This window comes from Gillisia sp. Hel_I_86 (assembly GCF_007827275.1).
Classification (GTDB): domain Bacteria; phylum Bacteroidota; class Bacteroidia; order Flavobacteriales; family Flavobacteriaceae; genus Gillisia.
This window is the reverse complement of record NZ_VISE01000001.1, coordinates 128,510-144,376: the sequence shown is the minus strand read 5'-3', so window position 1 is coordinate 144,376 and position 15,867 is coordinate 128,510. Positions and strand designations below refer to the sequence as shown.

Sequence of the window (15,867 nt, the reverse complement as noted above, 5' to 3'; positions counted from 1 at the left end):
TTTTAGTTTAGGCTTAAGTATGATGCCACACCTTTACGATCTGCTGTCATGGCTTCTTTTCCTTCTTCCCAGTTTGCAGGACAAACTTCTCCTTTTTCCTGAACATGCGTATAAGCATCTACCAAACGGATGAACTCTTGTACGTTTCTTCCCAGTGGCATGTGGTTAATGCCTTCATGAAATACAGTTCCTTCTTCATCAATTAAATAAGTAGCACGATACGTTACATTGTCCCCCTCTACTGTAATTGCTCCAGTTTCTTCGTCGTACTCCTCATTGGAAATATCCAAAATTCCAAGTTGAGAACTAAGGTTTCTGTTAGAGTCTGCAAGGATTGGGTACGTAACACCTTCTATTCCTCCATTATCTTTTGCGGTGTTCAACCATGCAAAATGAACCTCTGCTGTATCACATGACGCTCCAACAACCATTACATTTCTTTTTTCGAAATCTGCAAGTGCAGCTTGAAAAGCGTGCAATTCTGTAGGGCACACAAAAGTAAAATCTTTTGGGTACCAGAACAACAAGACTTTTTTATTGTTTTTTTGAGCCTCTTCAAGAATATTCAACTTGAAAGTATCGCCCATTTCATTCATTGCGTTTACTGCTAAATCCGGGAATTTTTTTCCAACTAATGCCATATTGAGTATATTTTGTATTTGTTAATATTCAATGGCAAAAATAGAAAAATAGCCTATAGTTGCGGGCTATTGAAATTTTAATTTCTTATTACATTATAAATTTTGACTATGATTAAATGAATTATGAATAGATATTTTCTATTTAGCATGGATTAGTCGTTTGAGGTTGAGCCGGTTGTGTGGTTAATTGCCTTATTTTAATGCTGAAAGCAGCAAAAAGTAAAGTCATGAACGGACTGATATAATTGAAGAATGCATAGCCTGCATAGGAAAGTGTAGGTACTCCTAAAACTCCACTATGGTATGCTCCACAAGTATTCCATGGCACCAGGACGGAAGTTACAGTTCCAGAATCTTCCAAGGTCCTACTTAAGTTTTCTGGAGCTAGGCCTTTATCCCTATATGCTTTTGCAAACATCTTTCCTGGAACCACGATCGCAAGATATTGATCTGATGCCGTAAGATTTAATGCTAAACAACTGAATACGGTGCTGGCAAACAATCCAAAAGTGGTGTGGAAAAGATTGAGTAAAGCAGAACTTATTTTGGTTAAGGCGCCAATAGCTTCCATAATTCCTCCAAAAACCATGGCACAAAGTATTAACCAAATGGTTCCAAGCATACCAGCCATTCCTCCGGAAGAAAACAGATCGTTCAAAGTTTCGTTATCGGTAACTATGGCGGTATCTACGGTCATAGAATTCATGATCGCTTTGTATCCCGATATAAAATCTAAATTTTCTACCCCTGAAACCTGCATTAAAATTCCTGGCTGAAAGATCACAGCGGCTGCAGCTCCCAATAATGTCCCAATTAATAAGGCAATAAGCGGTGAGGTTTTTTTGACGATCAAGAAAATTACGATTGCAGGTATTGCGAACAACCACGGGGTAATTGCAAATGTAGATTCTATGGTATTTAATATCGCAGATGTATCTGTAGTTCCCGTAACGTCCAAACTAAGACCGATAAAGATGAATATGATAATAGTTATAACAATGGTTGGCACCGTAGTATACAACATATATTTAATATGTGTAAAAAGATCTGTTCCTGCCATTGCAGGAGCAAGGTTGGTGGTATCGCTTAAAGGCGAAATTTTATCTCCAAAATAAGCTCCAGAAAGTATGGCCCCGGCCGTCATTCCAACCGAGATGTCCAACGCATTTGCAATACCTATTAAAGCAATACCTACCGTAGCAGATGTGGTCCAGCTACTTCCTGTGGCAACAGATATGATAGAAGATATGATAACCGTAGCAGGTAAAAATATAGTGGGATTTAAAATTTGAAGTCCGTAATAGATCATCGTGGGAATAATTCCGCTTACCATCCAAGTCCCGGCCAATGAACCTACCATCAACAAAATCAAGATGGCACCTGTGGTACTTTGTACGTTGTTGGCAACTTCATCTATCATGCTGCTGAATTTCACTTTATTCAGAATACCTATGATCGCAGCTACGGCACCTCCCAATAATAAAATAAATTGATTGGAACCGCTAAGGGCATCATCTCCAAAAACGTACACGTTAAATGCCAACATGCCAATTAAAGCAAATACTGGGATAAGTGCTTCCCAAATATTCAATTCTCTATTTACAATTAGTGGGTCATTTTCTTGGTGATTGGTGTTGCCTTCCATTAAGATTTATTTTCGGTTCGTAATGTTACGATTTTAACACATATTTTGCAACCCTAATATTTTAGAGGCCTTTTCTGATAGAAAGAGCTATGTGGTTTTTTGAAAATAAAGATGATTAGCGAGTGTTCAGCTAAAGTTTAAAAATTGTAAGGGCAAAAATTTTTCTGAAGAAATTGACCTAAAAAAGGCTTTGCTCAATTTAAACAATATAGCTTACAACAAGCTCTTTTCTCCATTGAGAATGGCAATTCCAGAGGAGGTCCCAATGCGAGCTACGCCAAGGTTGATATATGTCTTAGCAGTTATGAAATCCCTAATTCCACCCGAAGCTTTTATCTTCATATTTGGAGAGATCGCTTGTTTTATTTCTGAAACTACTTCTAATGTTGCACCTTTTGGTCCAAAACCCGTAGAAGTTTTAACGAAATCGGCTCCTGCATTTTCTACTATTTTGCTCGCGATATTTATTTCTTCTAAAGTAAGGTAACAGGTTTCTATAATGACTTTTAAAATTTTTCTGCCAATTATATTCTTAATAGATGCGATCTCGGTTTCCAATAAATTTAATTTTCCAGATTTAAAAAGGCCAAGGTTCATCACCATATCAATTTCATCTGCGCCATATCCAATAGCATCTTCTGCTTCAAATATTTTAGCTCTGGAAGACATTGTTCCCAAAGGAAACCCAACGACAGTACAGATCTTCACTTTAGAATCCCGTAATAGTTCTTCAGCTAAAGGCACATAGCAGCCATTAATACACACCGAAAAGAAGTTATAGGTCTTGGCTTCATCACATAACCTAGTGATATCGTCCACGGTTGCGGTAGATTTGAGCAAGGTGTGATCTATATAGGAATTGATAGGTAGCATAGTTTGCTTTTTAATGGCTCTAAGATAAAACTAATCTATTAAAAAAATGCCCGATAGAAAATCCATTCTATCAGGCATTGCTATAAATTATCTAAAAATCTTATTTCGTACGGATATTTTGCAGAAGGCCAACCGTTTCCATACAATCTTTCATCATTTTATAGGTGCGCTCAATATCGTTATCCAATCCTATGGAAAAACGAATTAACCCATCTGTAAGTCCCATTTCCAATTGCTCTTCCGCAGGGATTTCAGAAGAAGTAGATGTTCCCGGAGCACTGAATAAAGTTTTATAAAAACCTAAGCTCACTGCTAAATATCCAAGATTTCGCTCTTGCATTAATTCCATCAATTCATTTGCCTTATCCAAGCTCCCTACATCTATGGTGAGCATTCCTCCAAATCCGTAATCCTCGTTCATCATAGATTTGAATAGTTCATGGCTTGGGTGCGATTCTAAGCCGGGATACACCGTTCTAAACCCATCTTTTTCAAACTTTCTAGCTAGGAACAGCGCATTTTTGCTGTGTTGTTTCATTCTAATATGCAAAGTCCTCATGTTCTTCAAGATAGAAGCAGCACGCAAACTATCCATCGTTGGCCCCAATAACATATTAGCACCATCGATTACACTTCGCAAAGAATTGATGAATTCCTGCGTGCCACAAGTAACTCCGCCTACCGTATCGCTACTGCCATTTATGAATTTTGTTAAACTGTGAATTACCACATCTGCTCCCAATTCTGTTGGAGTGATGGAGAGTGGGGAAAAGGTGTTGTCTACTATCAGGGTAAGTCCGTGTTTTTTTGCGATCTTGGAAAGCCCGGCGATATCTGCCACTTCCAATAATGGATTACTAACCGATTCGCAGTACAATACTTTGGTATTTGGCGTTATGGCAGCTTCAACTGTTTCTAATTTAGTAATGTCCACAAAGCTGGTTTGGATATTAAATCTTGGCGCAAAATTCTTTAAAAAGGCATAAGTTCCTCCATAAATAGTTCTACTGGAAATTATATGATCCTCTGCTTTACAAAGCTGTAAAAGTGCACCGGTAATCGCGCCCATTCCAGAAGCTGCAACGTTTGCAGTCTCGGTACCTTCCATGGCAGCCAATGCTTCGCCTAAATAAAGGTTGGAAGGAGTAGAGTGCCTGGAATATAAATAGCAACCATCGGCATTTCCCTCGAACGTATCGAACATGGTCTTAGCTGAAAGAAAAGTATAGGTGGAAGAATCGGAGATAGAAGGGTTTACGCCTCCAAATTCCCCAAAATACTGAAGGTCTTGAATGTGGTTTGCTGGTTTGTATTTCATGATAGCACTTATTTTAATCCCTCATCGAGGGTTTAATTCCCCGAGGCTTGCCTCGAATTTTTAAAAATAGTTTCCAATGCATAGCTCGTGGGCTTGCCCCGAGGTTCTTGATTTACTTCAAAGTAAATAATTTATAGATAATTAGTCAATATATAGTATAAAATTCAGTTTAAAAAACTACGAATATTAAATAAACAAGAATTTTGATCGGGAATTTATTATTTTCATCTTTTATAACCGAAAAAAATTCAGGATGAACTTAGATGATATCGACAAAAAAATCCTTCATAAACTACAAGTTAATAGTAAGATCACCAATAAAAAGCTCTCCTTGGAATTAAACCTCTCGGTAACCGCCATTTTTGAGCGTATAAAAAGGTTGGAGCGTAATAATGTGATTTCCAAATATGTGGCTTTGGTAAAACCTGCGGAGGTAGAAAAATCGTTTATGGTTTTTTGCCAGATAAAACTGGTGCAGCATTCCAAAACCTATGTGGTTAAATTTGAAGATGAAGTTGCCCAACTGCAAGAGGTGCTGGAATGTTATCATGTAAGTGGGGAATATGATTATATTTTGAAAATCTTGGTGAGGGATATGGAGGCCTATCGGGAATTTATGCTAAACAAACTCACCAGTCTCGATCATATTGGGAGTACACAGAGCACTTTTATTATTAGTCCGGTTAAGAGTACAACAGCGATCGATTTGTTGTGAGTACAATTCGAAAAACCTCGAAGTTCCTGATTGGTCATTGTCTATAATAATCGTAGTTTTGTAATCGATTTTCATCAAAACATTAAAAACATATTTATGAGCACATATGATGTAGTAATAATTGGATCTGGTCCCGGAGGATACGTGGCCGCCATACGTTGCGCACAATTAGGACTGAAAACTGCGATCATTGAAAAATATTCCACATTGGGAGGCACTTGTTTAAATGTAGGTTGTATCCCAAGTAAGGCTTTATTGGATTCTTCACACCATTATGATGATGCGGTGAAGCATTTTGAAGCGCATGGAATCGAGATTTCTGGGGAAATCAAGGTGAATTTAGAGCAAATGATGAGCAGAAAATCTTCTGTGGTTTCTCAAACTTGCGATGGAGTCAAATTCTTGATGGATAAGAATAAGGTGGATGTTTATGAAGGAGTTGGTTCCTTTAAAGATGCTACCCATATTTTAGTAGATAAAACCGAAGGCGGACAAGAAACCTTGGAAGCAAAACATACTATAATCGCTACAGGATCCAAACCCTCTAATTTGCCATTTATCAACCTAGATAAAGAGCGTGTGATCACTTCTACCGAAGCCTTAAAACTTAAGGAAATTCCCAAACATTTAGTTGTTATTGGAGGGGGAGTAATTGGACTGGAATTAGGACAAGTATACAAAAGACTTGGATCTGAAGTGACCGTTGTTGAATTTATGGATAGAATTATTCCAACGATGGACGCTGCGCTTTCTAGAGAGCTAAATAAAGTGCTCAAGAAACAAGGCATGAAGATCAATGTTAGCCATAAAGTGAAGTCTGTGGCGCGCAATGGTGATGAGATCGCTATTAAGGCAGATGATAAGAAAGGAAACGAAGTAGAGTTCAAAGCAGATTATTGCTTGGTTTCTGTAGGACGTAGACCTTTTACAGATGGATTAAATGTGGATGCTGCTGGAGTGAAAATGGGAGAACTTGGGATGATTGCGGTGAACGATCATTTACAAACCAATGTGAAGAATATCTATGCAATTGGAGATGTAGTAAGAGGAGCGATGTTAGCGCATAAGGCAGAAGAGGAAGGAACCATGGTTGCTGAATTGATCGCCGGACAAAAACCGCATATCGATTATAACTTGATTCCAGGTGTTGTTTACACATGGCCAGAAGTTGCTGCAGTTGGTAAAACTGAAGAAGAATTGAAAAAAGCCGGAGTAGATTATAAAGAAGGGAAGTTCCCAATGAGAGCTTTAGGCAGATCTCGTGCCAGTGGAGATACTGATGGATTTGTAAAAATCCTGACCGATGCTAAGACCGATGAGGTTTTAGGTGTCCATATGATTGGTGCCCGTGTAGCCGATTTGATAACTGAAGCTGTAACAGCAATGGAGTTTAGAGCTTCTGCCGAAGATATAGCAAGAATGAGTCATGCACATCCAACTTATGCTGAAGCAGTGAAGGAAGCGGCCTTAGCTGCTAACGATAGAGCGATGCATATATAGGGGCTAAGACCCATTTTTTTAATGTTGCCATATTTTTCTTATAGCTATCGGGATGCCGAAGGGTGCTTGGTAATTCAAAAAGTATTTGACAATCTAAGACTGACAATTTATTACAAATAGCATTCTGAAAGAAGCACAGCGGTTTGAAGAATCTCTAAGTAAAATAGATTTCTCGACTTCGCTGAAAATGCAATGATTTCTAAAACATGTTTCGTCTGCACTTGGATAATCTCGATATCTCATATCAAGATGACGAGACCTTTGCAAAGAGGAGAATTGGTTGTTGGACTCAACGACGGATTTAAAACTTAAATAAAGCAAGGTGTCTCTTTTAAAAATATGTTGAATTCTTTAGTTAAATAGTAACTACGGAGAATTCTACATTTTTTATCGGACATCAATAAATGACAAAATGGATTTGTTAAAAAAAGAAGGGGGGTGGTATTGAATTCATTACAATTTTATAAAGATTCATTAGACTCATCTAAAAAATTTGGCGCTATAAGATTAATTTGTTCAAGGATTTTATTGGCATCACTTTCGTTTCCATTTTCTTTTAGTTGCAAATACCTAAAATATAAGAATCCGACTTCCACATATTTTAATTCATTTGGTGGTAATTCAGACAAATAAGGATCCTTAGTGGCGGGGAGATTTTTATTTAACATTTTTAAAAGACTAAATAACTTTTCCTCAATAATGTAGGAGTTTTTACCTGAGTTTGCCTGTTGTGATAAAATAGGTGCTTTAAACTCTACAGGTCTAAAGTCGTCATTATTTACCTCAATGTTTGTTAAACGTTTTTTTATGGACTTTAAGTTTCCTAAATAAAACAGTCCTACCATATGTTCAGTAGTTTTATTTGATTTATCTTGAGTAGTGCCAATAACATGTTTGATATTTTTTTTAATGACCTCCTCATTTAATTTAGAGCCTTTTTCTTGGCCTACCAAAACAATACTTGCACGCGAGCCGGAAAAATCACCACGCCATAAGGTTACTTCGGGAAATACTGTGGCAAATGTTTTAGTGATAATTTCAAAACTTTCAGGTGTTAGTTGGTATAATGGAAGCCATTGCGCGAAAACACCGCCTTTTTTAAGATGCTTTTTTGCCTGCTTAAAATGTTCAACAGTATAAAGACTTCCTGTCCCGGCATGCCAAGGCGTAAAAAGGTCTCCTACAATTACATCAAATTTTTCACTTGTACCAAGTAAAAAATTACGAGCATCATCTGCAATAATCTCAACCCGCTTATCATTAAAAAGATTATTAACCCACGGAGAAAAATATTGTTTTGCGGCCGGAATAACATTAGAAACCAATTCTACAACCACAACACGTTCTACATCATGACTTAAGGAAGCACCAGCAGTAATGCCTGTACCCATTCCTAAAAACAAAGTCTTAGTTGGTTTAGGATGAATCATTAGAGGTATATGACCTTGCATTTGTTCGACCAGAATAGAACGGGAATCTCCAAGCACATAAAAATTATCCAGTCGCATCTGAATATTTTTATCAGATTGAACTATTGATACTACACCATCACTAGATTGCCATGTTTTTAAAATCGTTTCACCTTTTTCCAAGAGTACTATAGGTGGATTTGGTAGTGAGACAATGCCAATAATCACGAGTGTGGGTATCAACAACCACTTTTTTATGGGTTTATTATTAAAATTAAATGAAATAAATAGAGCCAAGCATCCATATAAAACAGCAACAACTTTTATTGTTGTCCAAATGCCAATTGCATCGAGTAAAATAAATCCGACAATTATTGGTCCAATAGCACTACCTATTGAGTTGAACAAAATTAATCTACCCACAAATTTACCAGGAGCTTGATTTAAAAAAGGAGATGCTTTTAACAAAAAAGGAAAAATAGCACCAAAAATTACGGTTGGAAAAAACACGACTAGAAAGCTCAACTTAAATACAGCAGCAAGGTATGAGAGCCAAGATGCGCTTGGAGCTAAATAGCCCAATCCATTGGTCAATGTATTAAATACATAAGGCGAAAAACCAGTGCTAATAGCACCTAATAATAGAAGAGTTAATACTACATATTTAGTATTACTGAAGATTTTTACTAAAATATGCGATAGAAGTCCACCAATTCCCAATGCAAAAAGAAAAACCACTAAAATTGCCGAAAATGAATAGATAGAATTTTGCAATACTTGGGCGAACATCTTTGTCCAAACGGTTTCAGCTGATAGCGCCAATAAACCTGAGGAGAATGCCAGTATTTTTAATTCGGAATAATTAATTCCCTCTAACTTTTTTATAGATTTCGAAGCACTTTTATCTTTTTCAATTGAAGTTACTTCTTTGTTTACAATAAGTAATCTATCCATAAAAATTGCAATAAAACCTATACTTGCGATTAAAACTATGGTAAAATAATATGTTGCATCCACACCATATCTTGAAAGAAGTAAAAACCCAGCCAACAAAGCACCAATTGAAGCTCCTAAGGTATTTACAGCGTATAAAATGGTTCCCCTACTTGCAAGTTGACGCTTTTCTTTCCCTATAAATTGTGCTAATACAGGAAATGTTCCTCCCATAAGTACTGTTGGAACAAGAAGGAGTATTATGCTAAAAGCGAATTTTAATACAGTAAGTAAACTTTGTTTACCATTGGTAAGAGTAACTAAAGAGGCATAGTGCGTTTCATAAAATTCGATCCCTGGAATTAATAATAATGCTGTTAAGGCTATTCCAATTTCCATAAAGCCATAAGCAGAAAGTGGACGCTTAAATTTGGCTGAAGCATTCCCTAAAAACCATCCACCTATTGCCAGTCCAAGAAAAAAAGCAGCTAATGTAGCTGCCGTTGCATAGGCGGCATTTCCAAAAATCAATCCCAAGCGATACATCCAAACAACCTGTAGTATGAGCCCTGCAGTTCCCGACAAAAAAAACAATAACGATAAAACGGAAAAATGTCTTGAACTTATATTACTATGCGTTTCCTTATTTTCAATCATAGATAAGTAATTGCTATGCCAAATTTAGTACAAATATATCTTTTGCTTGTAAATTAAAAAGAGGCTCTTTCAAACCTCTTTTTAATCAAAAACAGTTATAAAACAGCCCTTCTCCTTAGTCTAAACATCCAGCATAATTAGGGTTATTGGCCTCTGATTGAGGAACTGGAAACTTGAGATTGGTACTGTATTCACCCCCTTTAAAATAGGCCCCCCATGGGAAGACATCTGAGGCTTGCATACCGTAAACGTCAACAAGACGTCTAAGATCACCATGGCGATGCCCAGTACTATAAAGCCAAAAAGCACGTTCACTCATATGAGCTAACATAAGAGCATCCCCTGTTAAACCAGAGAAATCTAAAGCTGGCAGGCTTATAGTGGCTCTAAGAGTATTATGTATAGCTTGAACGCCTGAAGCATTACCCATGTCAGCTTCTGCCTCTGCTTCAATTAAACGTGCCTCTATTCCTGAAGCAAGTGCTACTGAAGCGTTTGAAGATGGAAACTTTAACTGATTGTAATACAATGTAATATCATCTTGCCCAAAAGCCGTACCTCCATCCCAAGGAGTACGAGGATCATTTGCTGAACGATACATTAATCCATTACCTCCTTTACCATCAGCTATTGAAAACTGTCTACGGAGCGTACTCATAACATAAATACCGTTTTCTTGTCTTGGACTGTTAACCGAATGCTCGATGTTGTAAACAAAGTCTGTTGGTACAGTTGAAACTTCAGTTGCAGCATCACTAATTTGACCTAATCCTAGAAGTGCACGTGCTTTACCAACTCGAGCCAGATTGGCTAAATCTGAGTTTCCACTACTACTTGAAAGTGCTTGATCAAACCAAGTAACAGCAGCGTTAAACATTTCTGTCTGTGTTAATGGTTCCCCATAGATAATAGCTCCACCATCAGATGGCACTTTGCTAAAAGGAACCCCACCACAAAAAGTTTCAGCAAACATAACATAAGAAAAACCTACAATACTTTGCATTTCACTTTCTACATCAGGAACTCCTCCAAAACCTTGAGCTAAATCAATAGTAGCTTCAGCTCCAGCACGTGCTCTGTGCATGTTCGAAAAAATATTATCCATATCACTATTGGTATTTTGCAGAATTCTAGTGTCCCCTTCACGACGTGTTGGAAACGTGCCGGAATAATCATATTCGTCAGCCATCAGACCACTCATTGTTATCAATCCGGTTGTTGCACCATGCCCAGCAGCTGCCCCACTCATTGCAATAGCAAAATCTCCTAAGGAACCTGCTTTAAGTGTTTGTATTCCGGCTTCGCTATTTAAAGATTCAGGAGTAACAATATCTGGATCTGTAACATCAACGATACTATCACAAGATATTGTTCCAATAGCAAGAAGGAGTGAAAGGCTAATTAGAAACAGCCCTTTAAAACTACTATCCCTATTTATATTTTTTATTAATTTTTTCATAATTCAAGTATATCTATAATTATTTATTAATTAAGTTATTAAAATGAGAGATTTAAACGAATCTTCCATGAACGAGTAGGTGGTTGGCTAAGGAATTCCTCAGTAGCGAAATTAGACTGGCCTGTTGAGCTAATCTCAGGATCTAGACCAGAATAATCAGTCCATATTCCTAAATTTTGACCAGATAATGTGAGACTGGCACGTGAAAATCCAATAGTACTTACAAATTTTGGAGGTGCATTGTAAGTAAGGGATATTTCCCTTAGTCTCCAAAATGACGCATCTTCAATATACCCAGCATTGGTACCAAAGAACTTTGAAGCAACTGCCCGTGCCTGTCCAGCAAGTGAGGCATTAGGGTCGTTCAACTCCTGGGTGTTGCTGTTTCCGTTTCTCCAAGCTCCGGTATTGTTATAAAGTTTTTGACCGTCTTTGTAATTTAACAATCCCCTAAAAGAAAGTGCATTGTTAAATATCCCTACAGTTGGAGAAAATGTAATGTCAGTTGTAGCAAAAGGGTTTCCTAAATAAACTGTTTCTCCAACCTGCACTTCATTCTGACCAATAAAACCATCACCATTGTCATCATTATAAGTATATTGTTCATCCCAATATCCACCTAAAGGATAGCCCTCTACATGTCTTTGCACACCATTAAATATAACTGGTTGAATGCCTTCCCCTAATTTTTTAAGTTCAGTATCAATAAATGATGCCACTATATCTAGGTTAAAATAAAGTTTTTCAGTTTGTACAATGTTTGTATTCAAAGTTATTTCAACCCCCGAATTTTTAACAGAACCTAAATTTTCAAAACGTCCAGCACCAGCACCAAGTGATGGAGGTAATTGTCTAAAAATTAATGCGTCTTCTGTTTGTTTGTTAAAGTATGTTAGATCAAGACCTATGCGGTTGGAGAATAATTTTATATCGGCTCCAAATTCCAATTCTTCTGAACGTTCTGGTTTAAGATCTGCGTTTCCTATACCTCCAATGGTAACCCCTGTAACGCTAACGCCATCAACAGTTGCGGCAATTGGATCAAAAAATCGTAGAGCATCGTTTGTACCAGGTTGAACACCTGAAGCTCCCCATGCACCTCTTAATCTTAAGGAATTGATCCAACTTTTATCATTTGGATTAAAAAAATCTTCATTTGAAACTAGCCAAGAAGCACTTAATTTAGGGTAAAAAACAGATTTGAAAGAAGAACCAAATGAACTTCCTCTATCTGTACGAACTGCACCAGTTACAAATAACTTGTCATTAAATCCTATTTGTTCTTCAAAAAAAGCGCCAATTGTACGTTGCTCAATGGTTTGCTCATTGCTTAAGGTAACTGCAGCTCCAGCTATGGAATTACTACCAGCAACCAATTGTAGGCCAGTTGCAAAAGTTCCTTGCGTGAGTTTTTGTAAATATTGAAGCCCTACAGATGAACGTGATGTAATATTTTCAGTAAAATTTGTGCTATATGAACCCACAGCATCTAATGTGTAAACAAAGTCATTGAACCTGTTTGAAAAACGTGCGCCTTTGTCATAATTCAGAAAGGCTGGAGCCTCTCCTGTAGGAAAAAATTGAGAATCCCAGCGCGATGTAAAATCAAGGCCACCAAATACACGAACATTTATTTTTTCAGATGGTTTCCAAATGGTTTCCAAACCCGTTGTAAAACGGTTTATCAATTGTCTTGTATCAATGGTAAACAGTTCTGCAGGGGTAAATTCTCCCCAACCGTCATTTACATCAATTGACGAGGTGCCGTTAAGGCCTTGGCTCATTAAAGCAAGTGCAAAATTATCGTTTAACGGCAGCTCCAAATCGCTATTTGTATAGCTTGTTGTTAAGCTCACCTTTAATTCATCTGTGATTTGAGCGCCAAAATTTCCCCTGAAATTTGATTTTTTAATATTGCTCACAGGTACAACACCTTCGTTATTGGAAAGACTACCAGATAGAAAGTATGTTACAAATTCCCCTCCACCAGAAACACTTAAACCAGCACCAACCGAATAACCGGTACGGAAAGGCGAGGTACGGGAATCATTAAGAGGTTGAAAAGAGTTTACTGTACTATGTACAAAAGTTCCATCTGCAGCTTCAAAATTGAACCCTGGATTTCCAGCCGCATCAAGTGCCTGGTAATTTTTTGGGTAGGTTGTTATATCTTCTACCAATCCACTTTCCAAAAATGCCGACCATCTTGGTTCGCCAGCTTTTCCTTTTTTTGTTGTGATTAAAATTACCCCATTGGCAGCAATGGAACCGTAGAGTGTTGCAGCTGAAGGTCCTTTAACAATTTCTATGGTCTCAATATCTTCTGGATTGATATCATCCAACCTTGATGGAGATTGCCCTCCGGTTTCGAAGGAAATTGAATTGGATTCGTTGTTAATTAAAACACCATCTACATAAATTACCGGTTCATTGGATAATGAAGCACTGTTGGAACCTCTAATTCTAATTTTAGAGCCCATACCTACCGATCCTCCACTGGCTCCTATTGAGACACCAGCAGCTTGACCTTGAAGAACATCAAAAACGTTGTTAATAGGACGCTCTTTAACATCATCAGAAACTTTTAGGTTGGCTATTGAATTACCCATCTCTACCCGTTTACGGGCACCAGTCGCCGTAATGATAACTTCGTCCAAAGATTGGTCATCTTGTACCATTCGAACATCTACTGTAGTATTTTGCCCTACTACCCTGCGAACGGTTTTCATACCAACATAGGTAAACACCAATACGGCCTGTTCAGAATCCACGTTAATACTAAAATTGCCATCAAAATCTGTCATTTCTCCTGTAGCAGTTCCTTCAACCAGAACATTTACACCTAATAATGGTTGGTTGTTTATATCTGAGACATTCCCGGTTATTTGTCGTTGTTGGATCAACTTTACATCTTTAACAGGAACAACATTGTCTTGATTTTTTAACAAATCATTTTTTAAAATGATTTGTTTTTTAAATACTTCAAAATCTACGTTTGAATTTGAGAACACGGTTGTTAAAATAGATGATATGCGTTCTCGATTGGCTATAACAGTAACTTTCTTTTTATAATCAACTTCACTGTCGTTGAACATAAATTTAAAATCGCTTAATGATTCTATTTTGTACAAAACCTCTTCAATTGTAGCATTTTCCATGTGCAATGAAATCTTGGTTTTTTGTGCATAAGAATCATTTGCATAGAGATTGAGGAAAGAAACTACTAGGAATAATGTGCTAAGCTTCATTTTTAAATCGAATTTTAATTGAAAAGAGGGTAACTCCCTTTGCTTAAATAGATTTTTCATATTTTTGTAGTGAATTAATTGGTTAATATTATTAATCATGGTTTAAATCGGAAAATGTTCCAGCATTTTCTGATTTTTTTATATGTATATATTTTAAAGTATAAAATATAAGGACATAGGTCTTATTTTTGATTATGTATTAGGTTTTGAAGAAGTTTTATACCATATTTAAAAGCTTTTAGTTAATTATTATTTGATCGTTGATTATAGAGTAATTTATATTATAGTTTTTATGAAATACTTCTAAGACTTGTTCGATGGTTTCTATATCAAAACTGGCAGTAAAAAATTCCTCATCTAATTTTTTATTGTTGTTTATAATAGTTACATCATAATGTCTCTCTAGTTTCCTTATAATATTTTTAAATGGTAAATGTCTAAATAGAATTCGTCCTTCTATCCAAGCTGTATGCATCGCTATATCTGCTTTTTCAATAGAAATTTCTTTGTTGTGCTTATTCCAAGATGCGATGAATCCGGGTTTTAATAGGGATGCGGAATTTTTATTATACTCCATGTTATTATTAAAAATGCTCACCGAACCTTCTACCAGTACTGTATTTACTTCATCATTTTCTGGATAGGAGGACGCATTAAACTTTGTGCCAAATACTCGAACTCCAACATTGTTCATATTAACAATAAAAGGATGATCGGTATCTTTTGTGACATCAAAAAACGCTTCCCCATTTAAGTACACTTGTCGTTCTTTTCCTTTTAAGAATTTAATGGGGTATTTTAAAGAAGTTCCTGAATTTAAAAAAATATGAGTGCCATCGGATAGCCTCAACTCAAACCTTTTTCCATAAGGCACGGTCAAGGTGTTGTAAACCAATTTTTCTATTGTTGCTTTATTGTCATATATTAATTGATTTCCTTTTTGCGAACCTATTATCGTTCCGTCATTATTTACAACTCTCTCTGTTCCATCTTCAGAGAGAATTTTAATGTTTCCGTCTTCCAATTGCAGGATGATCTCATTTTTATTAGTGGTTGTAACATCATTTTTATTTGCTGTTTTAAAATTATTATGTGAAAAATAACCAATACTAATAAATAGCACTGCAGCAGCAGCATATTTAAAAAACTTTTTAATCTTAAACCTATTTAAGAAATTTTTATCTTTCCTTATTCTGTCAAGCAGCAGCTTTTCGGTCTTTTTTGTGTTGTATTGGGACATATTGTTGCGGATTGCGTGATCTATTTTTGAACTAGAAATAAATAAGTCTTCAGTATCCTTTTTTTCGAGCCATAACATAAGATCATCCAACTCGGTTGTAGATATGGAACCTGTGAAATATTTCGCCAGTAATTTTTTGCTTCTTGTACTTTTCATTTATTATATAACGAAGCCCATTCACAAAACCCTTAATAAATTTGATTTTTTTTTTAGTAATATTGTAACATTG

The 15,867-nt window shown here is 36.6% G+C and carries 10 protein-coding genes; 2 read left to right on the top strand and 8 right to left on the bottom strand.

Annotated features, from left to right (window positions below; genetic code table 11):
- Positions 1-2: 2 nt before the first annotated feature.
- The 4 genes from JM83_RS00655 to JM83_RS00640 all read right to left on the bottom strand — a co-directional run bounded on the left by JM83_RS00655 (position 3) and on the right by JM83_RS00640 (position 4,477).
- The gene (locus JM83_RS00655) at positions 3-641 is read right to left on the bottom strand and encodes a peroxiredoxin (RefSeq protein ID WP_144958413.1); all 639 of its coding nucleotides are present in this window, start codon (positions 639-641) and stop codon (positions 3-5) included.
- A 142-nt stretch (positions 642-783) separates the two neighbouring features.
- Positions 784-2,286 (bottom strand): Na+/H+ antiporter NhaC, encoded by a 1,503-nt coding sequence (nhaC, locus tag JM83_RS00650; protein ID WP_144958411.1) that lies wholly within the window; start codon positions 2,284-2,286, stop codon positions 784-786.
- A gap of 213 nt (positions 2,287-2,499) precedes the next feature.
- The gene (gene deoC / locus JM83_RS00645; RefSeq protein ID WP_144958409.1) at positions 2,500-3,159 is read right to left on the bottom strand and encodes a deoxyribose-phosphate aldolase; all 660 of its coding nucleotides are present in this window, start codon (positions 3,157-3,159) and stop codon (positions 2,500-2,502) included.
- Between the two features lie 100 nt (positions 3,160-3,259).
- On the bottom strand, positions 3,260-4,477 hold the full coding sequence (locus JM83_RS00640; protein ID WP_144958406.1) for an aminotransferase class I/II-fold pyridoxal phosphate-dependent enzyme: 1,218 nt from the start codon (positions 4,475-4,477) through the stop codon (positions 3,260-3,262).
- Between the two features lie 253 nt (positions 4,478-4,730).
- Here JM83_RS00640 and JM83_RS00635 point away from each other — a divergent pair, with 253 nt between their 5' ends.
- Positions 4,731-5,192 (top strand): Lrp/AsnC family transcriptional regulator, encoded by a 462-nt coding sequence (locus tag JM83_RS00635; RefSeq protein ID WP_144958404.1) that lies wholly within the window; start codon positions 4,731-4,733, stop codon positions 5,190-5,192.
- Between the two features lie 96 nt (positions 5,193-5,288).
- The gene (gene lpdA, locus JM83_RS00630; protein ID WP_144958402.1) at positions 5,289-6,692 is read left to right on the top strand and encodes a dihydrolipoyl dehydrogenase; all 1,404 of its coding nucleotides are present in this window, start codon (positions 5,289-5,291) and stop codon (positions 6,690-6,692) included.
- A gap of 461 nt (positions 6,693-7,153) precedes the next feature.
- On the opposite strand, the gene JM83_RS00625 is transcribed toward lpdA, so the two are convergent.
- From JM83_RS00625 to JM83_RS00610, 4 genes are all read right to left on the bottom strand, one after another.
- On the bottom strand, positions 7,154-9,691 hold the full coding sequence (locus JM83_RS00625) for a fused MFS/spermidine synthase (RefSeq protein ID WP_144958400.1): 2,538 nt from the start codon (positions 9,689-9,691) through the stop codon (positions 7,154-7,156).
- 115 nt (positions 9,692-9,806) lie between these two features.
- The gene (locus tag JM83_RS00620; RefSeq protein WP_144958398.1) at positions 9,807-11,150 is read right to left on the bottom strand and encodes a hypothetical protein; all 1,344 of its coding nucleotides are present in this window, start codon (positions 11,148-11,150) and stop codon (positions 9,807-9,809) included.
- A gap of 38 nt (positions 11,151-11,188) precedes the next feature.
- On the bottom strand, positions 11,189-14,458 hold the full coding sequence (locus tag JM83_RS00615; RefSeq protein WP_186434925.1) for a SusC/RagA family TonB-linked outer membrane protein: 3,270 nt from the start codon (positions 14,456-14,458) through the stop codon (positions 11,189-11,191).
- A 178-nt stretch (positions 14,459-14,636) separates the two neighbouring features.
- Positions 14,637-15,794 (bottom strand): FecR family protein, encoded by a 1,158-nt coding sequence (locus JM83_RS00610; protein WP_144958394.1) that lies wholly within the window; start codon positions 15,792-15,794, stop codon positions 14,637-14,639.
- Positions 15,795-15,867: the final 73 nt, after the last annotated feature.

Bases quoted from the DNA above. Each gene is read 5' to 3' on its own strand.
- JM83_RS00655 (WP_144958413.1), bottom strand. From the start codon at position 641: ATGGCATTAGTTGGAAAAAAATTCCCGGATTTAGCAGTAAACGCAATG.
- nhaC (WP_144958411.1), bottom strand. From the start codon at position 2,286: ATGGAAGGCAACACCAATCACCAAGAAAATGACCCACTAATTGTAAAT.
- deoC (WP_144958409.1), bottom strand. From the start codon at position 3,159: ATGCTACCTATCAATTCCTATATAGATCACACCTTGCTCAAATCTACC.
- JM83_RS00640 (WP_144958406.1), bottom strand. From the start codon at position 4,477: ATGAAATACAAACCAGCAAACCACATTCAAGACCTTCAGTATTTTGGG.
- JM83_RS00635 (WP_144958404.1), top strand. From the start codon at position 4,731: ATGAACTTAGATGATATCGACAAAAAAATCCTTCATAAACTACAAGTT.
- lpdA (WP_144958402.1), top strand. From the start codon at position 5,289: ATGAGCACATATGATGTAGTAATAATTGGATCTGGTCCCGGAGGATAC.
- JM83_RS00625 (WP_144958400.1), bottom strand. From the start codon at position 9,691: ATGATTGAAAATAAGGAAACGCATAGTAATATAAGTTCAAGACATTTT.
- JM83_RS00620 (WP_144958398.1), bottom strand. From the start codon at position 11,150: ATGAAAAAATTAATAAAAAATATAAATAGGGATAGTAGTTTTAAAGGG.
- JM83_RS00615 (WP_186434925.1), bottom strand. From the start codon at position 14,458: ATGAAAAATCTATTTAAGCAAAGGGAGTTACCCTCTTTTCAATTAAAA.
- JM83_RS00610 (WP_144958394.1), bottom strand. From the start codon at position 15,794: ATGAAAAGTACAAGAAGCAAAAAATTACTGGCGAAATATTTCACAGGT.